Raw genomic sequence first — 21481 nt, forward strand, 5'->3', positions numbered from 1 at the left:
GCGCCCGGCTTGGTGGGGCGGTTTCCGTCAGGTGTACATCAGCGAGCCCGGCGTGGTGAGTTTCTCGCCGGTCTCCAGCCAGGTCTTCAGGCCGGAGAGGATCATGGGCCAGCCGCCGAAGAGCTGGTCGTTGGCGCCTTCGCGGAGCTGGTCGTGCGTGACGGTCAGGTGGCAGGAGTCGCCCACGGGTTCGATTTCCCAGGTGATGCGCGAGGTGCCTTCGGCCTTGACATCGTCGTCCCAGAGGGCGCGCATGGTCTGGACCAGCTTCCGGGGCGGATCGACTTCCAGGTTCTCGCCCTCGCCCAGAACGGCACCGGCTTTCGGGTTGCTCATTTCGAAATGCCCGCCCGGGACCCAGTCGGAGCTCATGGTGTTCCCGAACTGGTATTTGCTGCGGATCTCACTGTCCGTGATGGCTTCCCAGAGCCGTTCGGGGGTGGTCTTGATATAGATTTCGAAGATCTTTTCCATGGGACTTTCCAATCTGGTTTTGAGGTCGCTGAGTCCAGCGGCCCATGGTTCTGCGTATTTGCTCACCCAGCGGTCGTGGACGAGCCGGATGGGGACAGGGTTCAGGAAGTGGAGCTTTTCACGCCCCCGACGGCGGGTCACCACCAGGCCTGCTTCTTCCAGCAGCTTGAGGTGCTTCATGACCCCGAACCGGGTCATGCTGAACCGCGTTTGGAGCGCGGTCAGGGTCTGCCCGTCTTCTGTGAAGAGTTCATCCAGCAGTTCCCTGCGGGTGGGGTCTGCCAGCGCTTTGAACACGGTGTCCATACTGGCGATAATAGGTGACCATTTGGTCACATGTCAATGGCCTGCACCAAAGAATGGCAGCCAGTCCTTGACTTCCAGCACGGGCTGAATGAGTGTGGAGACGGACCGGTTTAACCGGATTTTCGTCCACTTAGGAGATGTGAAATGGTTCTTCCCTCAGGCCTGACCCCTGGCGTCTGGACGCTCGATATGTCCCACAGCGAGATCGGTTTCACGGTGCGCCATGCCGGCATCAGCAAGGTCCGCGGGCGCTTCACGGACGCCGCCGCTGAAGCCCGCGTGCGCGAATCCCTGGCCGACGCGTCCCTGCACGCCACAGTGAAGACCGCCAGCTTCGACTCCGGCGATGCCAACCGGGATGCCCATGTCCGCGGGGCGGACTTCTTCGACGTCGAACGGTTCCCGGAGATGACCTTCAAGGCCACTGCCGTGGAGGGCGACGGCGAGGACTACACCCTCACGGGCGATCTCACCATCCGCGGCATCACCAAGCCGGTTGAATTGGAAGTGGAATTCACCGGCGTGGCGGTGGATCCCTTCGGCGCCACCCGGGCCGGGTTCTCGGCCGAAACGGACATCAGCCGCAAGGAATTCGGCCTGACCTGGAACGCGGCGCTGGAGGCCGGGGGACTGCTCGTCAGCGACAAGGTCAAGATCAACCTCGAGGCGGCGCTTGTGAAGAAGGCCGCGGCGGAGGCGAGCTGAGCCACCCGGACCATTCCGGATATCGGTAGCGGCCCTGAGTCGAGGAGAGTGCAGCATGACGCGCAAGAATCCGCCGGTGGAAGAAGCTGACGAAAACAACATTGAAGTGGGGAAACCCAAGGACTGGGCTGCCGGAATTCCGGGTGTCTATCACTCCATGCAGCCTGCACTCAAGCACATGGGCGTTGGCCGGGCCGGGAAGACGCTGCTGGGACTGAACCAGAAAGACGGCTTCGACTGCATGAGCTGCGCGTGGCCGGACCCCGGCCACCGCAAGACCTTCGAATTCTGCGAACAGGGCGCCAAGGCCGTCACCTGGGAGGCCACACCGGTGGTGGTCGCGTCGGAGTTCTGGGCCGAGCACAGCGTCAGCGAACTGCGCGGGATGTCCGAGTACTGGCTGGGGTTGCAGGGGCGCCTCACCGAACCGGTGTACAAGCCGGCCGGCGAGGACCACTACCGGCCCGTCAGCTGGGACGAGGCATTCTCGATCCTGGCACGCAAGCTAAAGAACCTGGCCGGCCCGGATGAGGCAGCCTTCTACACGAGCGGGCGCACGTCCAACGAGGCCGCATTCCTGTACCAGCTGTTCGTACGTGCCTATGGGACCAACAACCTGCCGGACTGTTCCAACATGTGCCACGAGTCCTCCGGCTGGGGCATGGGCCAGACCATCGGCGTCGGCAAGGCCACCATCTCCTATGATGACTTCGCCAAAGCGGAGCTGATCATCATCATGGGCCAGAACCCCGGCAGCAACCACCCCCGCATGCTTACGGCGCTGGAAGAAGCCAAGGAGGCGGGATGCCAGATCGTCGCCGTCAATCCGCTGCCGGAAGCCGGGCTGATGCGCTACAAGAACCCGCAGAAGGTCAAGGGAATCATCGGGCGCGGGACGGAGCTCGCAGACCAGTACCTGCAGATCCGGATCGGCGGAGACATGGCTCTCCTTCAGGCGGTCTCGAATCGGGTGCTCGAGGCCGAGGCGCGGAACCCCGGAAACGTGCTGGACCATGACTTCCTCCAGGAGCACTGCGAAGGCCTGGCGGAGCTCAAGGCGCACCTCGGGATATTGGACGAAGAAGCGGTGCTTCAGGCCACCGGACTGCGCCGCGAAGAGATCGACCAGCTGGCCGCCCGCTATCTGAAGGCCGGGAAGGTCATCATCACCTGGGCCATGGGAATCACGCAGCAGAAAAAAGGCGTCGCCACCATCAAGGAGATCATCAACCTACTGCTGCTGCGTGGCAATATCGGCAAGCCCGGGGCCGGCGCCTCGCCAATCCGCGGGCACAGCAACGTGCAGGGGGACCGCACCATGGGCATCTGGGAGCAGATGCCGCCCGCGTTCTTGGACTCCCTTGGCAAGGAATTCGGTTTCGACCCGCCACGCGATCACGGCGCCGACGCCGTGGAAACTATTCGGAGAATGCGCGACGGCGGGATCAAGGTTTTCGTGGCGCTGGGAGGCAACCTTGTGGCCGCCATTTCGGACACCCATGTTGCGGAATCAGCGATGGAGAACACCGAGCTGACGGTCCAGATTTCCACCAAGCTCAACCGCTCGCACACGGTGACAGGCAAAGAGGCGCTGATCCTGCCCACCATGGGACGCACCGAGATCGACATGCAGGAGTCCGGCCCGCAGTTCGTGTCGGTGGAGGACACCGTCTGCGCGGTTCACGCATCACACGGGAAGGTGGAACCCGTTGCGCCGGGCCTGCTTTCGGAGGTTGCCATCGTCAGCAGGCTGGCCTCCGCAGTGGTGGGTGGCCGGATCCGGGCCGACTGGGCCGGCTTCGAGAGGAACTATGACCTCATCCGGGACCACATCTCCCAGGTGGTGGCGGGCTGCGAAGACTACAACGCGCGGATCCGTCAGGAGGGCGGCTTTGTCCTCGCCAACGGACCGAGGGATTCGCGGACGTTCCCCACGCCCACCGGCAAGGCCATGCTGACAGTCAACCGGCTGGAGCACATCGAGCGGCCGGCACGGACCCTGATCCTGCAAAGCATGCGCTCACATGACCAGTACAACACCACCATCTACGGACACAACGACCGCTACCGGGGGATCAAGAAAGGCCGCAATGTGGTGTTCGTGAGTCCCGAGGACCTTGCCGAACTCGGTCTCAGCGATGGCCAGTTCGTGGATGTCCACGGCGTGTACCAGGACAACGCGGAGCGGGTGCTGAGGAAACTCCGGGTGGTTTCCTATCCCACGGCCCGCGGCTGCGCAGCGGCCTACTACCCGGAAGCAAACGTGCTGGTTCCGCTGGAGAGTGTGGCGGAGGGAAGCCACACTCCGGCGTCAAAGGCCGTGATCGTGCGGCTGGTGCCGAGCCCGGCCGGCTGAGCAGGACGGCCACAATGCAGACCCTGTTATTCAGCAGACCCGAGACGTATCCTGATCTCGCCATCCGTTTCTGCGGAACCGAGCTACCACTGCAAGGGGGCACCATGACTATTCCACCGCAACGCGAACCCGATTCGTTTCCGCCGGAGCCGGGCCCCACCCCCGGCTCTCCGGATCCAACCAGCCCGTTTCCGCCTGGCCCTGCCCCGGATCCGAACCCGGCACCAGGGCCATTGCCCATTCCGGATCCGGGGCCGGTGCCGCCACATCCGGATCCCACCCGGCGATCGACGAGTTCAGATCACGCCCGGACTTCACTGCGATGATCGCGCGCCTGAAGGAGCATCTGGACGACATGCAGATCTCCACGCTGGGGCTGGTCATCGGCGAGGGCATGGATTGACGCGAAATTGTCATGGCAGCCGGCAGCTTCGCGCGACGGTGCCTGCCGGGCGGAAGCCCATGAGGGGTGTGCTGGTAGCCATCCCGAACATCCTGCCGTTGGCCGAAGCCGCCAGGATGGACGCCTGCCCAATGCCGATGACCGGAACATCGAGTTCGTAGTTCAGTTCATGAGCTAAGTGAAAAGATCACGGACCGGTTCTTTCACTTCGCAAGCGGGCCAAACTCGCCGGATGCTTACCGCGTCGCTGTTCCCGCAGCGCAGCCCTGTGCGCCCGAAGGCCGCTTTGAAGCCGAGGGCATGCCCATAGAACCCGGCCGCGTTGGCCGCGCTGACGATTGCTCCTTCGGCGAGCCGTATCTTTTCGGATTCGTGGCGACGGCTCGCTGAGGGTAAGCCGTGTTCCCGAGATATTCGCGTATGAATAGAGGCGTAGCTTGACGCGCACCCAGGAGCATTTGCGGTGCCGGACCTTCAGCTTCAACCAAACTAAGGATCCAATGCGCAACAGATACGTACTTCCAGCCCTCACTGCCGCAACGGCACTCCTGCTTTCAGGATGCGTTGACAATACTGCTCCTGCAGCCGCGGATAAAACGTCTGCTTCCGCGGAAGTCTCCGTGCAAAAGAATGAATCGATTGCGGCTCTGCTGCCGGAAAAGATCAAGTCGGCAGGCGTCCTGAATGTCGGAATGGCCAACAATTACCCACCCAACGAATTCAAGAATTCCGACGGCGCCCCGGCCGGCTGGTCAGTGGATCTCACCAAGGCGCTCGGTCAGGTGCTCGGGCTGAAGGTCAACTTTGACGTTGGCACGTTCGACAACATCCTGCCCGCCGTCAAGGCCGGAAAAGACGACATGGGGATGTCTTCGTTCACGGACACCCTGGAACGTGAAAAGCAGGTGGACTTCATCAACTATTTCTCGGCAGGCATTCAGTGGGCATCGCCCAAGGGCAAAACCGTGGACCCGGACAATGCCTGCGGGCTCAAGGTTGCCGTCCAGGCCACCACGTACGAGGACACCCATGAGGTGCCGGCCAAGTCCAAGGCCTGTACGGATGCGGGCAAGCCCGCCATCACCGTCTTCAAGTACGACGCCCAGGACCAGGCCACCAACGCGGTTGTGGTTGGGCAGGTTGACGCGATGAGTGCGGACTCGCCGGTCACGCTGTATGCGATCTCCCAGACGAAGGACAAGCTGCAGACTGCCGGGGACGCCTTTGAAGTGGCGCCGTACGGCATTCCGGTGGACAAGGGCAGCGCGTTCACCCCGGTGCTGCAAAAGGCCCTGCAGGCATTGATCGACGACGGAACCTACCACAAGATCCTGTCCAAGTGGGGCGTGGAAAGCGGCGGCATCAAGACGGCGGCGCTCAACGTGGCGTCGTCGAAAGGCTAGCCGCCAGTGACTGTTCCCAACCCCGCCGCGGTGCAGCGGGCGGACTCCGCGTCAGACGGAGCTGAAACGCAGGGGGAAGCCATCACGGCGGTTCCCCTGCGTCACCCGTGGCGGATGGCGATCGCCGTCGTGCTGGTGCTTCTGCTGGCGCTTTTCATCGTGGACGCCTCGCAGCGCCCGGACTACGGCTGGGCGGAGGTGGGCAAGTACATCTTCGACCGCCGGATCAGCCAGGCGGCATGGGTGACGTTGACGCTGACCGTCTACTCCATGATCGCCGCCATCATCCTGGGGCTGCTCCTGGCCATCATGCGGCTGTCGCCGAATCCGGTGGTCAAGAGTGTGGCGTGGCTGTATCTGTGGATCTTCCGGGGGACACCGGTGTACGTCCAGCTGGTGTTCTGGGGCATCGTGTCGCTCATTTACCCCGTGTTCACGGTGGGGCTGCCGTTCATGACGCCGTGGATCACCGTTCCGAACGGCGTTTTCACAAACCTCTTCGTCACCGCGGTGATCGGGCTGGCGCTGAATGAGGCCGCCTACATGTCGGAGATCGTCCGTGCGGGGCTGCTGTCCGTGGATGAGGGCCAGGAGGAGGCTTCGACGGCGCTCGCGATGTCTTGGGGGCAGACCATGCGTTATGTGGTGGTGCCGCAGGCCATGAAGATCATCATTCCGCCCACCGGCAACGAGGTGATTTCGATGCTCAAGACGACGTCGCTGGTGGCCGCGATCCCCCTCAGCGTGGACCTCTACGGGGTGTCCCGCGGCATCTCGGCCGTCACGTTCACACCGGTGCCGCTGCTGATTGTTGCCTCGATCTGGTACTTGCTTTTTACCTCGGTCCTGATGGTTGGACAGCACTTTATTGAGAAGCGTTTTTCCCGCGGCACGGGGCGGCGTAAGGCAGGGCCGACGTCGGGAACTAACCCTGTGGTGACCGCAGTTACCGGCGCGCCGCTGGGCAATGAGCTGGGAGGCAAGGGATGAGCACCACACCGATGGTTCGTGCGGACCGGGTGTCCAAGAGCTTCGGCTTCAACAGGGTGTTGCGCAGCATCAGCCTGGAAGTCCAGGCCGGGGAGGTGCTGTGTGTGGTGGGCCCCAGCGGCTCCGGCAAGTCCACCTTCCTTCGCTGCATCAACCACCTTGAAAGAATCGACGCCGGCCGCCTCTTCGTGGAAGGCCAGCTGGTGGGGTACCGGCAAAAAGGCGACAAGCTCCACGAGCTCAAACCCAAGGAAGCAGCGCTCCAGCGCCGGGACATCGGGATGGTGTTCCAGCGCTTCAACCTGTTTCCGCATATGACGGCCCTGGAAAACATCAGCCAGGCACCCATGCGGGTCAAAGGCATTCCGAAGGCGAAGGCCACCCAGCGTGCCATGGAGCTCATGGAGCGTGTGGGACTCGGAGACAAGGCGGACCATTATCCGGCGCACCTGTCCGGGGGGCAGCAGCAGCGTGTGGCCATTGCACGCGCGCTTGCCATGGACCCCAAGCTGATGCTCTTCGATGAACCGACCAGTGCCCTGGACCCGGAGCTGGTGGGTGAGGTGCTGGATGTGATGAAGGAACTGGCAACGAGCGGGATGACCATGATTGTGGTGACTCATGAGATGGGGTTTGCCAGGGAAGTGGCGAATTCCATCGCCTTCATGGACGGCGGCGTGGTGGTTGAGTCTGGCCCGCCCCGCGAATTGCTTGGCAACCCCCGGCATGAGCGGACGAAGGCGTTTCTTTCCAAGGTTCTGTAGCTTCGGCTGCCCGGCACCAGTATCTGGCACCTTGCGGGCCCGTCCGAGCTGGAGGTCCGCGAAGTGTGTTATCGCCGGAGTCCTTCTCCGAACTTACCTGGCTTATTCGGCGTGAGGCAGGCGAACAGCCCGTGAGCGGTGATCGCGATCATGGTGCAGGTGTGCCTGCCGCCCGCGGAGTTTGAAGCGGCCGTTGTCAGTGGGCGGAAGAGAGCCTACGCTGTGCGCACGGCCCCACTCCGGGGACCGCTCCAGGACCCTCCGCCACGTGTGTCAGGCACACCCTCGGGTGCCCGCGTCCTGGACATCACGGAACGGGAAAGACCATGACCAAGTATTTGTTTGAAGCGAATTACGTGGGCGAGGGAATCAAGGGACTCATGCGCGAAGGCGGCACGAAGCGGCGTGCCGCGTTGGTCGACGCCCTCAATTCCGTGGGCGGATCGCTTGAAAGCTTCTATTACGCCTTCGGGGACACCGACGTCGTGGGCGTCTTTGATGTCCCGGACCAGTCGGGCGCCGCAGCCCTTTCTCTGATGATCAATTCGACGGGCAACGTGAACGTGCGTCTGAAGCCGCTTATGACGCCGGAAGACATCGACGAAGCAGCCAAAAAGACGCCGTCATACCGGGCCCCCGGGCAGTAGTGCGGTGAGGCGCCTTTGATCTTGCGCCAGCCGCTCATTGAGGAATGCCTCGAACTGGACGCGGGCCGGCTGATTGACAACGTCCCCGGCGAAGGTGGCAGGGACGGGAGCCATGTGTGAAGTATCGCAACGCCGTCGGCCCGGGGCAACGACCGGGTTCCGGTGGCGTAGCTTCCGTGCGAGCATGGGCTCACCGAAAATGCACAGTGAGGAGACTCGATGAAATCCAACGAACTGCTGCTGGACTCCTTCGGCCGGATCCGCGAGACCGTGGCCGCCACCCTTCAAGGGGTGGACGACGAGGTTCTGGTCCGCCGGCCCGCCGGCACCGGAAACTCGATTGCGTGGTTGATCTGGCACCTTGGCCGGGTGGAGGACGCTCAGGTCGCCTCCGCCGCCGGCCTAAAACAGGTCTGGACCTCTCAGGGGTTTGTGGGCCGCTTCGACCTGCCGCTTCCCGAGCGTGACACCGGGTACGGTCATTCGAGCGACAAAGTCGATTCGGTGAAGGCCCCACCGGCGCTGCTGCTCGAATACTACGACGCCGTTCACCGGCAGACCGTGGACTTTCTGCAGACGCTCGGCGACGAGGACTTGGACCGCATCGTCGACACCCGGTGGGACCCGCCCGTCACCCTCGGCGTGCGGCTCGTCAGCACCATCGCCGACTGCCTCCAGCACGTGGGGCAGGCCGCGTACGCCAAGGGCTTGAACCCCTGACAGCTACTGTCGCGCTGCCGATGTGAGATCCGCCGTCGTGGCCAGACAGAATCGGCGAGATGAAGGCATGGTGAAGATGTTGAACATTCCCCGATAACTATCAAATGTTCATGATCTTCACCATTTGGCTGGATATCTTGATATGGTGAAGATATGGAACACCCGGTTGAGACTCCGTTTTTTCGGGCCGTGGACGCAAAGTCGTTCGGGGCCTCCGTCCGGGTGGCACGGCAAGAACGCGGATTGACGCAGAGCGGCTTGGCCGAACTCATCAATGCCAGCCGCCATACAATTGTGCGGCTGGAACAGGGTGAGAACGTGTCGCTCGAAACCGCGATGGCGGCTGTGCGTGCCCTCGATCGGGACGTTGCCCTCATCCCAAGGTTCTCCCGCCTGGATGTAAAGCGGTGACGCGCACCGGACGGCTCGCTGTCTGGCTTCACGGGCGGCCGGTTGCCTGGCTCACAGGGACCTCGTTGCGTCCCCGGCTCGAATACCTGCCGGATGTCGTCGCTGAATATGGTGCCGGGGCTGCTCTCCTGTCGCTGTCCCTGCCGCTGCAGGTGAAACCCATCACTGGCCCGGCGGTCCTGAACTTCTTCGACGGACTGCTGCCGGAGGGTCAGGTGCGGGCGCATCTGGCTGATCTGCACAAGGTTGCCTCCACGGACATCAAGGCTCTCCTTGCGGCCGTCGGTGCGGACTGCGCCGGAGCGGTGCAGGTTCTTCCTGAAGGCGTGGATCCTGCTGGGTCCGGGGAATTGCTGCCTATGTCGGAGGCGGAAGTCGTAGCTGCCGTTGAGTCCCTGCCCACGTGGGATCTGCCGGAGAACTTCGCCATCACCACGTCCCTGGGTGGTGTTCAATCCAAGATCCTGCTGTCCCGCGAGGCCGGCCGCTGGTACTTGCCGGCCCGGGGCGCGGCATCCACGCACATCATCAAGCCTGACCCTCCTGATTCGCCCATTCCCCACCTTCTGGCCGCTGAGCATTGGGCGCTGGAACTTGCCCGGGCCGCAGGCCTTTCCGCGGCCAAAACGCGGATGGACCGGTTTGGCGAGAGGGACGCCTTGGTGGTTGAGCGGTACGACCGCACTGAAGAACACGTCAGAATTCACCAGGAGGATTTCACGCAGGTCCTCGGGCTCGCTTCCGCGGCGAAGTATGACCAGTCGACGGCGGTACCGTCCCGCCTTGCGCAGGTGGCCGCAGCCGCTTCGCCGCACACACGAACCCCGGCGTCCTTCAAGGCTGATCTTCTGAAGGCTGTGGCCTTCAACGTCCTGATCGGCAATGGTGACGCCCATTCCAAAAACTATTCGGTGCTGATCCGCGAGACAGGAGAGGTTCTGCTGGCGCCTCTCTACGATGCCGCGCCCACGCTGCTCCTGTATGCGCGGAGCTCCAACGCCGGGCATTCTGTTGCGGGCCAGGGCCGGTTGAACTACATCACCCTCGACCACTTGGTTCGCGAGGGCGTCACCTGGGGGATGGACCCCGGAGCGGCCCGCACGGCCGTGGGTGAGGTCCTCATGGCTGCCGCCAATGCGCATGTGGCGGTATCCGAGGGGCTGGAGCATTTGCCGGCTCTTGTCGTCGACAGGGCTTCCGATTTGCTCGCCGGGCGCACTGCCCGGCGTCAGCAGGCACCGGACGGCTCGACGGCGTGACCAACCGTTCCGGCACAGCACTTTAGTCCCGTAGCACGGCGATACGCACCGCCCGCCGCCTCGACGGCACATGGGTTTCGGTGAGGTCTGGACCTCGAAGGAATATGTGGGCCGACTTGTCCTGCCGCTTCCGGCGCGTGGGGCAGGCCGCGTACGCCAATGGATTGAACCCCGAGCAGGGGTAGGGCGCGGCGATTGCGCACACCCCAGAAAGGCGATAGAAATCCCCTATTTCCTTAGGCACAAATCGGTTCCATAATGGCCACATAGGCTTCGGGGATCCTCGCGCCGATGATGACTGGCGGGGGCGTTGCAGAGTCCCAGGTGACCGCCCGGCAGGTCGGCGGAACGGGCGGTCACGCGGCCCCGGGACAAAAGACGTTCCGGAACCGCTAGCGGGGGAGAGCATCGCCATCAGCGAGAGAACAATGCACAAAGGAAATCATCATGTTCAAGGATTTAGAAATCATGGCTGTCCTTCCCGCGAAGGACATCAACCGGGCGAAGGATTTCTATCGGGACAAGCTGGGGCTGGAACCTTCCGAGTCCGTGGAGGAGGGCAGCCTGATGTACCGCGCCGGCAAGGGAACGGGCTTCCTCGTTTACCAGACAGAGAATGCAGGGTCAGCCAAGAACACCCAGATGGGCTGGGCAACGGACAACCTCGAACGCGAGATGGAGGACCTGCGGGGCCGCGGCGTTGTCTTTGAAGACTACGATTTTCCCGGCCTGAAGACGGAGAACGGCATTGCCACTGCGGACTGGGGGAAGTCCGCCTGGTTCCTGGACAGTGAAGGCAACATTCTCAACATCGCCCAGCGCCCGTAACAACCAACGCCCCAGCGGAGCAACGCGGCGAGCACCACAAGAAGCTGCGGCGCGGCGTTCATGTTGAAAGAGAACGACGTCGGCGCTCGCCGCTGCGCTCCCCTCACAGTTGTACCGGCCGCCCTGAATGGCTAGTGCGCCTGGTATCCGCGGCATACGACGACAACGGAAAGGACGATCGAAGGAGACTGATCAGAGCGATGCGCCGCGGGGCCGCGGCACGAGTTCTGGACTCCTTAGGGGGATGATGCCGGGGCGCTCTCAATACCGAAATGCCACAGGGCAGCGTCCAGGTTCTCAGCGCGCCACCCTCGTGAGTCTGCAGCAGCGAGGATCACGGCCGACATGTTGGCGTAAGAGGTGTCCTCGATGCCGGCGGCCTCGGCCACTCTGCGTATCCGCACATCAACAGCAACCCCCGTTGAGAGTCCGCTGAGAACGTCGATGTAATCCAGCGTCTTGGGGCTCACATGACGTACAGCTGCGAGGGCACGACGAAGCACCGGCCTTCTTGCAGGGTCAGTGAGTGTGGCTCGGAGTTCCTCTACAGTTTCGATGCCCTGATCCTCAAGCACGCACGTTAGGTCGTCTATCTGAGCAAGGCGGCCCGGCGATGGCCAATCTATGACTTCCGAGAGGGTTCCCGTACCCAGACGTTTCCGGAACCCACTCGTGGTCCTTGCATCTGGCCATGCGACAACCAGAGCGTCAACGCGCGGCTTCACTGTTGACTCGTAGTTTTGGCGTCGCTGCAGGGAGGCATCGACAATAATCGCGCCGATGGAAACCCAGCCGCGACTAGCTTCAGTCGAGGCGTCGATACCGTGGGAGTCCATGAAGGCCAGGAGTTTGGCGGTGTCGCCATCGATAGTCATAAGTGAATACTTTCACGCAAACGAGGCGGTGTCGGCGCGCTGCCGCCATCCAGACGATCGAACACGGGGCTGCGCTGGTGGTGTGGCATCAGGCAGGGGCGTCGCCGGCTCCGTCCTCAGTCAGGCCCATGAACATCGTCCTGTGAAGCACGTCCACGTGCCTGCGGGAGACCTCCACGGCGGCCTGGGCGTCGCCGGCCCGCAGTTCCTGTAGCGGCGCAATGCGTGTTGCCGCGGCTTTAGCTCCGAATGCAGTCTCCGCATGGAGCGCCACCCCCTGCCGGGTGAGACGCTGCTGGGCAATTCCATCACACTGCTGCCCGGCGGGAAGGGAGCCAACCAGGCCCTTGCTGCGGCTCGATTAGGAGCAACCGTGTGCCTGATCGGCGCGGTTGGAAGCGATTCAACCGCGGCGCTGGCCACGGAACACCTGGAAGCCTCGGAGGTAGACATCAGCGCCGTCCGGGCTGTTCACGGACCCACAGGATTGGCCCTCATTTACATAGCGGGCGACGACGAAAACACCATCGTCGTCATCCCGGGTGCCAACTCTGCGGTGGATGCCATCTGCAGACGTCCGCAAAGACCCGTTTCCAGGCCCGCCAACAAAGGCCGCTTTATCAACTACCAGCCTGGCGTAATCAGCCCGCCACAGCCGCCTTCGCAGCCCGCGTGGCGTTCATCCACTCGCTCAGCCACGGGGCCCGGACGCTCGAGGTGATCCGGCAGTCGGCCACGAAGGTTCCCTTGGCGCCGGCGTCGATCCAGTCCTGAAGGGCAGCAAGGTCTGCAAGCGAGCGGATGATCGCCGACTCGGCACCGAGCGCGCGGGCAATGCCGCTGAAGTCCACCTCGGGGATCAGCATCGGTTTTTCCGTCAGGCCCTGGGAGCCGTACTGATGGATTTCGGCTCCGTAGGCGGCATCGTTGTAGATCACCACAATGGCGCTGCTCGCCGCACCGACGAGCGATTCGAGGTCGGACAGGCCCATCAGGAAACCGCCGTCGCCGGAGGCCAGCACCAGGGTGTGGCCGTCCTCCACTGCACGGGCTGCCCCGACGGCGCTGGCAAGGCCCAGCCCGATGGCCTGGTAGGCGGTGCCCACCATCACCAGGTCCTGCGGGCGCGGGATGTGCCAATACATGGGTGCCCAGCCGATGAAGTGCCCGCCGTCCTGGACCACCGAGCGGCGCTCCGGCAGCACTGCATCCAGGGCAGTGGCAAGGGAGCGCGGGTCCAGCCGGCCGTCCGGGGTCTCCGGGGAGCCTGCATCGTGGCCCGGTCCCTCGGCCAGACGCCTGCGGGCCTCCGCCCGCCAGGCTTCCGCCGAAGCCTCACCATCCAGCATCCGGAGGAGGCGTCCGGCGGCGGACTTTGCGTCCGCACTGACGAACAGATCCACCCGGGGGTGCGTGGGCTGCAGGGCGGTGTCGATCTGGATGACCGTGCTGTCCGGGCCGAGCAGGTGCCCGAACCGCATGGTGAAGGGGCTCAGGCTCGCCCCGGCCACCAGGACCACATCGGCCTCGCCCATGAGCCCGGCCGCGGTGTCCGTGCCGAAGCCGCCGGCGACGCCGAGGTACCCGTCGCCTTGGAGGAGGTTGAGCGCCAGAGCGGTTCCGGCAGTCAGCGCGCCCAGGCGGTCGGCGAGCTCCCTGAGCTCCGGACCGGCTCCGGCGAGATGCGCACCCCGGCCGGCCAGGATCAGCGGCCGCTTGGCCCCGGCGAGCAGGCGGGCTGCCTGCCCAAGGCCGCCGTCGACGTCGTCCGTCACCTTCGGTGCGTGCGGCGCCGGAAGTTCCTCTTCCGCAGCCTCGAGCGCGGCGAGGTCGTAGGGAATGGCGAGGACGACGGCGGTGCGCCTGGTAAGTGCGTACTCCACCGCCTGCTGGGTGATGGAGCCCGCGGCGTCGCGGGTGATGGTGAAGGTGGCCGCGCCGAGGCCGGCGGCGATGGCCGTCTGGTCCACGTCCTGCGGCCGGGCGCCGCTGCTCGGAGCGTCCCCGGTGACCAGCACTACGGGGATCTGCGCCTGGACCGCCTCGGCAAGGGCGGTGAGCGCGTTGGTGTAGCCGGGGCCGTAGGTGGTGGTGCCCGCCGCGAGACGTCCCGAGGCCCGGTAGTAGGCGTCAGCCGCGGCGATGGCGGCGCCTTCATGCCGGACGGGGGAGAAGCGGAGGCCCTGCTTCTCTGCGGCGTCCAGGAAGTAGACGTTCCCGTTGCCCATGACGCCGAACACATCGCTGACATAGCTGCTGAGAACCTGCGCCACACGGCCGGAGACGGTAAGTGAAGTCATGCAGGAATCTTGTGGCGTAGTTCACGGATAGACAAGAGAGCCGAGTTTGGTTGGGATATTTGGCAGGGGACTGCCCGTAGAAGTGAAAATTTGCCCACTTGTGGTGTGCATCACTCGTAGTTAGTTGGAACGGCGGGATTCCTGCTCGGAGAGCCGCGCCAGGAGGCCGTCGTAGCGGGGCGGCATGAGTTCCAGCACGGAAATGGCCGTGCTGGTCCGCTGGATCCCCTCGATTTCCAGGATCTGGTTGGTGATGCGGTAAAGATCGGCCGTACTGCGGGCCACCACCTTGGCCATGAGGTCCGCGTCCCCGGTGGTGGCGTGCACCTCGATGACCTCCGGGATCGCGGCGAGCCCGTCTTCCACGGCACCTGTCCGGGTCTGGCTGATCGAAAGGGAGAGGAAGGCCATCAGTTCATATCCGAGCGCGGCGGGGTCCAGTCTCCGGCTGAAGGAGCGGAGGGCGCCGCTGCGCTCCAGCCGCGCCAACCGGGCATGGACCGTGTTCCGTGCGACGCCGAGCGTCCGCGAAAGTGCCAGGGCGCTGGCCTCGGGATCCTTGTCGAGGGCCATGATGATCCTGCCGTCGAGGGAATCGAGGGTGCGAGAGTTCGCGATGGTCATATTTTCACCACACACAGTAGAAGTTGAGCAGAAGTCCCAAGCATCAGAGCCTATCTTGCAATGTGGGCCGGGTCACAATCATGATCGGTCCTTATGACCCGTGATCAGCTTCTGACCGCACCCGAAACCGCGCTACCCACCCTTCGTGCCGCTGTGGCCGGACTTCCGTCCTATGTCCCGGGCCGGCGCAGCGCCGGAACGGACATCGCCGCCCTTGCCAGCAACGAAAGCCATTACGACCCACTGCCCGCAGCCACCGCTGCGGTGGTCGAAGCGGCCGGCAGGATGAACCGCTACCCGGACATGGCCGCCGTCGAACTCCGCGAACGGATCGCCCGGCACCTGGGCGTAACCGCCGGGGAGATCGCGATGGGACCCGGCAGCGTGGGGGTCCTCCAGCAGATCATCACCGGACTGTGCGACGCCGGGGATGAGGTGATCTTCGCGTGGCGCTCCTTCGAGGCCTACCCCATCCTGATTGAGCTGGCCGGCGCCCGGCCGGTCCGCATCCCGCTGGACGACGCCGAGGGTCACGACCTCGATGCCATGGCCACTGCAGTCACCGGGCGCACCAGGGTCATCCTGCTCTGCACTCCCAACAATCCGACGGGCGTGCCGATCAGCCACGAACGCATCGAGGCGTTCCTGCGCTCCGTCCGCCCGGACATCCTCGTGGTGATCGACGAGGCCTACGTGGAATACGCCGAAGCGGGCAGCGGCCCCGATTCCCTGACGCTTTACCGCCAGTACCCGAACGTCTGCATCCTGCGCACCTTCTCCAAGGCCTACGGGCTCGCCGGCCTCCGCGTGGGATACGCCGTGGCGGCGCCGGCGATCGCTGAGGGACTGCGCCGGACCGCCCTTCCCTTCTCCGTGAGCGCGCTGGCCCAGAAGGCGGCCATCGCATCGCTGGACGCGGGGGAGGAGATGGAAGCGCGGGTGGCCGCCGTCAAACAGGAGCGCGCCCGGATGGCGGTCCAGCTGGAAGCCCAAGGCTGGAAACTGCAGGCGAGCCAGGGCAATTTCCTGTGGATCCGTACGGATGAGAGCCTCCTGGCGAGGCTGGTGGACGCGTTCGACGGCGCGGGCATCCTGGTGCGGGCGTACCAGGGGGACGGCGTGCGGATCACCGTTGCCGACCCCGCCTCCAACGACCGCGTGCTCCGGCTTCTCGAAGCCCACGCAGCCTGAAACCGACAGACCTTAAACCCCAACCCGTTCCACCAACAACCAGAGGAATCCCCATGGAACAACAGACAAAGACGTCTGCCCGCCCACTCGGCGCCGCCCTCAAACCACGCCAGCTCACCATGATGGGCCTCGGAAGCGCCATCGGCGCGGGCCTCTTCATCGGCTCCGGCGCGGGCATCCAAGCGGCCGGTCCGGCCGTTCTGATCTCCTACCTCGTCGCCGGCACCCTCATCATCCTGGTGATGTGGGCCCTCGGCGAGATGGCCGCCGCCAACCCGGACAGCGGCGCCTTCTCCGTCTACACCGCCAAGGCCTACGGGCCGGTGGCCGGTGCCACGGTGGGCTGGCTCTGGTGGCTGCAGCTCGTGGTGGTCATTGCCGCGGAAGCACTCGGTGCGGCTGGGCTGCTTGCCACCATCTTCCCCGCCCTGCCGGTGTGGCTGATGGCCTTCGTGTTCATCGTGGTGCTCACCGCCGTGAACCTGACCAGCGTGAAGAACTTCGGCGAGTTCGAGTTCTGGTTCGCCCTGCTCAAGGTGGCGGCAATCGTCGTGTTCCTCCTAGTGGGCGCCGCCCTGCTCTTCGGCTGGCTGCCGGGCGTCCAGTCGCCGGGCCTGTCCAACTTCACCGGTGCCGGATTCGCACCCAGCGGTTTCGCCGGTATTGCCACGGCACTCTTCGTGGTGGCGTTCGCATTCGGCGGCACCGAGATCGTCTCGGTTGCGGCAGCTGAAACCGCAGAGCCGGCCCGCAGTGTGAAGAAGGCAGTCCGGACGGTGCTGTGGCGCATCCTGGTCTTCTACATCGGTGCGATCTTCGTTATCGCGGCCGTGGTTCCCGTGGGTTCGGCGGGGCTGAAGAGCCCGTTCGCCGCGGTGCTGGATGCGGCCGGCATGCCCGGTGCGGCCACTGCCATCACCCTGGTAGCCGTAGCTGCACTGCTCTCCGCCCTCAACGCCAACCTCTACGGTGCGTCACGGATGGCGTTCTCCCTGGCTGAGCGCGGTGAGGCGCCGCGCCTGCTTGCCTCCGTGTCCAAGGCCCGCGTCCCGGTTGTCGCGGTCCTGGCCAGCGTTGCCTTCGGTGTGGTCACGGTTGTGCTGGAACTGGCCTTCCCCGAAAAGGTCCTTCCCGTCCTGCTCAACATCGTGGGCTCGACCTGCCTGCTGGTGTGGACGTCCGCGCTCCTGGCCCAGCTCGCGCTGCGCCTCCGCGCCGACCGCGAGGGAACGGTCCTTCCCCTGCGGATGCCCGGATTCCCGTGGCTCACGTGCTTTGGCCTGCTCATCCTCGCGGCGATCTTCACGGTGGGCTTCATCGGCGAGGATTCACGTCCCCAGCTCCTGAGCACCTTCGCGCTCGTTGCGCTCCTGGCGGTGGCGAACTGGCTCCACCACCGGCCCGGGAAGGTTGCGCCCGTGGTCGAATCCTCGGATGGTGCCAAGCAGCCGGTGCTCATCGACTGAATCAAATCGCCATGAACCCTTTCGTAGGGTTGATGCACAGGTAGGGCGCGTCCGGCTCGGCCGGGCGCGCCCTTGGTAACTCATGCCAGGCTGAGCATGCTGACTGTTTTGAACTGGGGCCTGCCGGAATTTACCGACCCACCAGTTGGGGGTTGAGCGGAGGGAAGGCCGGGTTGCGTTTTAGATTAGTTTGGCCTTCCGCGTATGCGGGCTGGCCAAATACCAGACAGGAACTTTCCCAAGGTCCAATGCCGCGGCCCTAGTTTCATTCAGATGTGAGGGGGCCCTTAAAGTAGTCGTAGATCTCCGGCAAGACCGGAACTTCAAATTTCAAGTCCATCTGCACCACGCTCAACTTCGGGTCATTTGGCATGGTCGCTTCAACCGCATCCTGGGACCGCGCCCTACCGAGATAGAAGAAATCGGCGCCGTCGTTGTCATCTTTCTTGATGAACACGTGGAGTGCGACGTTGTTGTCAACGATAGGAATTACTTCGCCACTCGTCAGACGGCGTCGGCTACGGGTGAACCATCGCATTGTGGAATGGTCTAGGAGTTCATCGCCGTAATCGATGCTCGCCGTGACGCCCTCCGACTTGTGGTAAGTGACGAAGATCGGGCAGCTCATCGTGGGACGATCCACTTTGTATCCGTAGATCGTGGACATAACGTTCTTCTGCCAGCAGAGAAGGCGGCTTGCATCCTTTCGGGAATACTGTTTCCCCACCATGAAGGGATCCCCGTCCGCATACCTGTCAGATATGAGCGCGTACGCGGTGTCGAGGACGTCATCCACGCTCGCTGAAAAAAACTGCGAGGAGCTGTAGCTGTCGTCGAGCTCAGGTGTTAGTCCGACAGTTTCGTCATCAAGCCATTTCACGGCCGCAAGGTACTTGCTCCGCTCACTGTCGGTATTAAAGTCCAACGTGAGCGACCGGACCGTGCTCCGCACATGTGCGAGATCTGCTGCTATCCCATGCCGGGTAAATATGCTTGCCATTTCTGCAATCGTGAGTTGTCCTGCCTTCAGGAGTTCTCTCAGCAGGACAGTCTCATGTAGCCGTTTCGCAGGCAGAACCTCGTAGGACAGGAGTGCCAGCAAGCAGTTCTGGGCCGGGGTGATACCACTTGAGGTTTTCGTTAAGCGGGACACGAGAGCCGGATAGTTGTCGTCCCTGGTTGCCAGGAGGACCGGATCCACAGACTCAAATCTGTAAAAGTCCATGAGCTGAGGATTACCACCAAGACGATTCTTCAGCGCTTCAAAAGCAGCTTTAATGTTCTGCAACTTGTCGAGCGTGGTGTCCACGATGGATTGCAGAACACGTTCTTGAGAAATACGATCAAATCGCACGCTCGAGAGCCCCGGAAGAACCCCACTTTCCTCGGCGGCGATGAGGTTCTGTCGCAATGACTCCTTGTTCAGGGATTCGTCTCCAAATAATGCGATGGGAATCAGATAATTATTGGCATAGTTTCCGATGAAGTCGATTACCACCACATATTCCTTGTCGGGGTGCTTTCGTAGCCCGCGGCCAAGCTGTTGGACGAAGACAATCGCAGACTGAGTCTGCCGCAGCATTATTACCTGGTTAATGGACGGAATGTCGACGCCTTCATTGAAGATGTCGACTGTCAGGATGTAGTCGAGTTCGCCACGTTCGAGACGAACAACCTGTTCTTCGCGTCGCGCGATAGAGTCCTCACCCGTTAACGCAACGGTCCTCAGCGGCCGTCCACGCAGACTTCGTTGGTTGAGCTGTTCGGAAAGTCTTGCAGCTTCATCCTTTCGACTGCAGAAAATCAATCCCCGAGGTGCCACTCCGGCCTGTCCGTACAGTGCGATCGCCTCCAGAACGTGACTGACGCGGTCATCACTCGTTAGCCTGGCAAGGCAGTGCGGCTCCGATGGGGCCGTCCCATTGCTAAATTCAACGTCCGCAATCCCGTAGTAATGGAAGGGGCTCAGCATGTCTTCCTCTAGGGCATGGTTGAGGCGGATTTCGTACGGCACATTGAAATCGAATATCTCATAGATGTTTATCCCATCGGATCTTTCCGGCGTGGCCGTGACACCTAGAAGGAACTTTGGTTTGAAATGATCCAGTATCCGGCGATAGCTCTCCGCTCCTGCTCTATGGACTTCATCCACCAAGATGTAGTCAAAGGCATCCGGTGCTAGTTCTTTCATGACTTCGGGCTGAGAGAGAGTCTGGACTGTGGCGAAAACGTACTTCGTGTGCAGGTTCCTTGATCTACCTGCCAGTTTGCCGAAGTCCGCGGCATTGGCTCCGAGCACTAGCTGGAATTCCTGGATGGCCCTGTCCAGAATCTGCTCTCGATGCACAACGAACAACATTCGTTGAGGGTCCACGTGGCGTACATCCAGTGCGGATAGGATTGTCTTGCCTGTTCCCGTGGCGGAGATTACGAGGGCTTTGTCTTTTCCATCCAATCTCATGGTTTGGATGGCCGCCAATGCGGCCTGCTGCATCGAGTTTGGAACAACGGTCTTTAAGAGGGGTAGGTCCTTATCGATCGGTAATGATGTCGGTTCGACTTCGGCCCCATCGGCCGACGGGGCAGCGGGGCGGCGGAGGCCTCTTCGACTTCCCATACGGAGGTCCATCCGAGGGGACTGATACACCTCGCGATATTGTTCGATCCATTCGGCCGTGAGGACATCTGAATTCTGGACTTCGCTACTCAGAAGTTCGTGGAGTTGGCCCGCGAGGTCGCTACGATGGGCGGCGGCAACTTTGAGATTCCATTCGTGATTTTTGACAAGAGCATTCTCAGTCAAATTTGAACTTCCGAGGATCGCAGTGACGTTGTCCGAATGATGGAAGACGTATCCCTTGGGGTGGAAGTCGCTGCGATGGTGCAGTCGGACGTCGATGGAGGCCCGGAAAAGCTTGTTTGGCCGCGACAAATTGAGCAGCTCGGAGAAGGCATCGGGTGAATTGAAGCCCAGATAGTCAGAAGTAATGATGCGGCCTGTGCCGCTGAACTCGGCAAGTTCTTGTTTGAGAAGAGCGATGGCGCGGGGGGACACAAAAGCCACCGAGAATGTAAAAGAGGTGCATTTCCTGAGATTCTGACGCAGGACTCTCAGCATCGTGTTGCCCTTGGTGTTGAATATAATCTCGGGGCTGAATTGCCTCGGCGAAGAAACCGAGCGATTCAGGTATCCAAACCGGACATCTTGTTCAAGGACGAGCGGCGCGGAGTCCCAAATGAAATCAGCCATTCCTGGCAAAAGCACCTTTGATAATGTCTACGGCAGGAATGTCGGCTGGGGCCCATGTCAGGCTGTCCAGTTCTTCCGGCTTAAGCCAAACCACGTCCGCATGCTCGGTAAGGCGCGGCTCTCCGGCTACGAGCTCACAGTAGAAGGTCGTGAGACTCACGATGCCGAAGTCGTACTTATGGACAGTAGTGGTAACTTCGGTGCCCACCTCTACTTGACAGTGAAGCTCTTCCACGATTTCGCGCTCAAGGGCTTCGCGGGGCGTCTCAGCAGCTTCAATCTTTCCGCCAGGGAACTCCCACATGCCGCCGAGAGCACTGGCCTCGCCGCGCTGGGCACAGAGAACCAGACCGTCTCTAAGAATTACGGCGCCAACCACGTTGATTTGCTTTGCCACAACTACCTCGCTTCGTCGGTTCTAGTCTAGGGGGCTCGGTGCCGGAGATAGCTTCAAGTGGGCGTGGGTCGGGCGGAAGCTCAGCAAGCAGTTGGGGCTTTCGCGGAAGATT

Annotated in this window: 21 protein-coding genes; 13 read left to right on the forward strand and 8 right to left on the reverse strand. The window is 62.7% G+C overall.

The features are described from left to right. Positions 1-27: 27 nt before the first annotated feature. Complete coding sequence (locus ACQCST_RS06495) at positions 28-780, reverse strand: ArsR/SmtB family transcription factor (RefSeq protein ID WP_426998477.1); 753 nt, start codon at positions 778-780, stop codon at positions 28-30. A 144-nt stretch (positions 781-924) separates the two neighbouring features. Between ACQCST_RS06495 and ACQCST_RS06500 the strand changes: the two genes are divergently transcribed. Together ACQCST_RS06500 and ACQCST_RS06505 are read left to right on the forward strand one after the other, a co-directional pair. Further along, a complete protein-coding gene (locus ACQCST_RS06500) occupies positions 925-1485 on the forward strand; it encodes a YceI family protein (RefSeq protein WP_426998478.1) in 561 nt (186 codons plus the stop codon). 55 nt (positions 1486-1540) lie between these two features. Continuing rightward, the gene (locus tag ACQCST_RS06505; protein WP_426998479.1) at positions 1541-3841 is read left to right on the forward strand and encodes an FdhF/YdeP family oxidoreductase; all 2301 of its coding nucleotides are present in this window, start codon (positions 1541-1543) and stop codon (positions 3839-3841) included. Between the two features lie 108 nt (positions 3842-3949). On the opposite strand, the gene ACQCST_RS06510 is transcribed toward ACQCST_RS06505, so the two are convergent. After that, a complete protein-coding gene (locus ACQCST_RS06510; protein WP_426998480.1) occupies positions 3950-4258 on the reverse strand; it encodes a hypothetical protein in 309 nt (102 codons plus the stop codon). A gap of 606 nt (positions 4259-4864) precedes the next feature. On the opposite strand from ACQCST_RS06510, the gene ACQCST_RS06515 reads away from it, so the two are divergent. The 8 genes from ACQCST_RS06515 to ACQCST_RS06550 all read left to right on the forward strand — a co-directional run bounded on the left by ACQCST_RS06515 (position 4865) and on the right by ACQCST_RS06550 (position 11266). After that, entirely contained in the window at positions 4865-5647 is a 783-nt protein-coding gene (locus ACQCST_RS06515) for an ABC transporter substrate-binding protein (protein ID WP_426998481.1), read from the forward strand. A 6-nt stretch (positions 5648-5653) separates the two neighbouring features. Then, positions 5654-6637 carry an amino acid ABC transporter permease gene (locus ACQCST_RS06520; protein ID WP_426998482.1) on the forward strand — a complete coding sequence of 328 codons (984 nt, stop codon included), beginning with the start codon at positions 5654-5656 and terminating at the stop codon, positions 6635-6637. Next, positions 6634-7401, forward strand: coding sequence for an amino acid ABC transporter ATP-binding protein (locus tag ACQCST_RS06525; RefSeq protein ID WP_426998483.1), 768 nt, complete (start codon positions 6634-6636; stop codon positions 7399-7401). The genes ACQCST_RS06520 and ACQCST_RS06525 overlap by 4 nt, the downstream gene beginning before the upstream one ends. Before the next feature lie 326 nt (positions 7402-7727). Next, the gene (locus ACQCST_RS06530) at positions 7728-8048 is read left to right on the forward strand and encodes a GYD domain-containing protein (RefSeq protein WP_426998484.1); all 321 of its coding nucleotides are present in this window, start codon (positions 7728-7730) and stop codon (positions 8046-8048) included. 219 nt (positions 8049-8267) lie between these two features. Then, positions 8268-8768, forward strand: coding sequence for a mycothiol transferase (locus ACQCST_RS06535; protein ID WP_426998485.1), 501 nt, complete (start codon positions 8268-8270; stop codon positions 8766-8768). 153 nt (positions 8769-8921) lie between these two features. After that, entirely contained in the window at positions 8922-9179 is a 258-nt protein-coding gene (locus ACQCST_RS06540; RefSeq protein WP_426998486.1) for a helix-turn-helix transcriptional regulator, read from the forward strand. Then, positions 9176-10438 carry a type II toxin-antitoxin system HipA family toxin gene (locus ACQCST_RS06545; RefSeq protein WP_426998487.1) on the forward strand — a complete coding sequence of 421 codons (1263 nt, stop codon included), beginning with the start codon at positions 9176-9178 and terminating at the stop codon, positions 10436-10438. The genes ACQCST_RS06540 and ACQCST_RS06545 overlap by 4 nt, the downstream gene beginning before the upstream one ends. A 447-nt stretch (positions 10439-10885) precedes the next feature. Further along, positions 10886-11266: a VOC family protein gene (locus tag ACQCST_RS06550; RefSeq protein ID WP_426998488.1), complete on the forward strand. Its 381-nt coding sequence runs from the start codon at positions 10886-10888 to the stop codon at positions 11264-11266. Between the two features lie 236 nt (positions 11267-11502). Here ACQCST_RS06550 and ACQCST_RS06555 read toward each other — a convergent pair whose 3' ends face one another. Further along, positions 11503-12141 (reverse strand): hypothetical protein, encoded by a 639-nt coding sequence (locus tag ACQCST_RS06555; protein ID WP_426998489.1) that lies wholly within the window; start codon positions 12139-12141, stop codon positions 11503-11505. Between the two features lie 88 nt (positions 12142-12229). Then, a complete protein-coding gene (locus ACQCST_RS06560; protein ID WP_426998490.1) occupies positions 12230-12415 on the reverse strand; it encodes a hypothetical protein in 186 nt (61 codons plus the stop codon). Here ACQCST_RS06560 and ACQCST_RS06565 point away from each other — a divergent pair. Then, entirely contained in the window at positions 12404-12862 is a 459-nt protein-coding gene (locus ACQCST_RS06565; protein WP_426998491.1) for a PfkB family carbohydrate kinase, read from the forward strand. The genes ACQCST_RS06560 and ACQCST_RS06565 overlap by 12 nt on opposite strands. On the opposite strand, the gene ACQCST_RS06570 is transcribed toward ACQCST_RS06565, so the two are convergent. Next, positions 12783-14441, reverse strand: a complete 1659-nt coding sequence (locus ACQCST_RS06570) for a thiamine pyrophosphate-binding protein (RefSeq protein WP_426998492.1) — start codon at positions 14439-14441, stop codon at positions 12783-12785. The two genes, ACQCST_RS06565 and ACQCST_RS06570, sit on opposite strands and share 80 nt — an antisense overlap. A gap of 120 nt (positions 14442-14561) precedes the next feature. Beyond that, on the reverse strand, positions 14562-15065 hold the full coding sequence (locus ACQCST_RS06575; RefSeq protein ID WP_426998493.1) for an Lrp/AsnC family transcriptional regulator: 504 nt from the start codon (positions 15063-15065) through the stop codon (positions 14562-14564). Between the two features lie 93 nt (positions 15066-15158). Between ACQCST_RS06575 and hisC the strand changes: the two genes are divergently transcribed. Both hisC and ACQCST_RS06585 read left to right on the forward strand, forming a co-directional pair. Next, positions 15159-16256 carry a histidinol-phosphate transaminase gene (hisC, locus tag ACQCST_RS06580; RefSeq protein ID WP_426998494.1) on the forward strand — a complete coding sequence of 366 codons (1098 nt, stop codon included), beginning with the start codon at positions 15159-15161 and terminating at the stop codon, positions 16254-16256. Between the two features lie 53 nt (positions 16257-16309). Beyond that, on the forward strand, positions 16310-17722 hold the full coding sequence (locus ACQCST_RS06585) for an amino acid permease (protein WP_426998495.1): 1413 nt from the start codon (positions 16310-16312) through the stop codon (positions 17720-17722). 265 nt (positions 17723-17987) lie between these two features. Here the strand turns inward: ACQCST_RS06585 and ACQCST_RS06590 are convergent, their stop codons facing one another. Both ACQCST_RS06590 and ACQCST_RS06595 read right to left on the reverse strand, forming a co-directional pair. Continuing rightward, positions 17988-20972: a DEAD/DEAH box helicase gene (locus ACQCST_RS06590; RefSeq protein ID WP_426998496.1), complete on the reverse strand. Its 2985-nt coding sequence runs from the start codon at positions 20970-20972 to the stop codon at positions 17988-17990. Next, positions 20965-21369: a (deoxy)nucleoside triphosphate pyrophosphohydrolase gene (locus ACQCST_RS06595; protein ID WP_426998497.1), complete on the reverse strand. Its 405-nt coding sequence runs from the start codon at positions 21367-21369 to the stop codon at positions 20965-20967. Before ACQCST_RS06595 ends, ACQCST_RS06590 begins: the two co-directional genes overlap by 8 nt. Positions 21370-21481: the final 112 nt, after the last annotated feature.

The organism is Pseudarthrobacter sp. N5, from assembly GCF_050157035.1.
Lineage (GTDB): Bacteria > Actinomycetota > Actinomycetes > Actinomycetales > Micrococcaceae > Arthrobacter.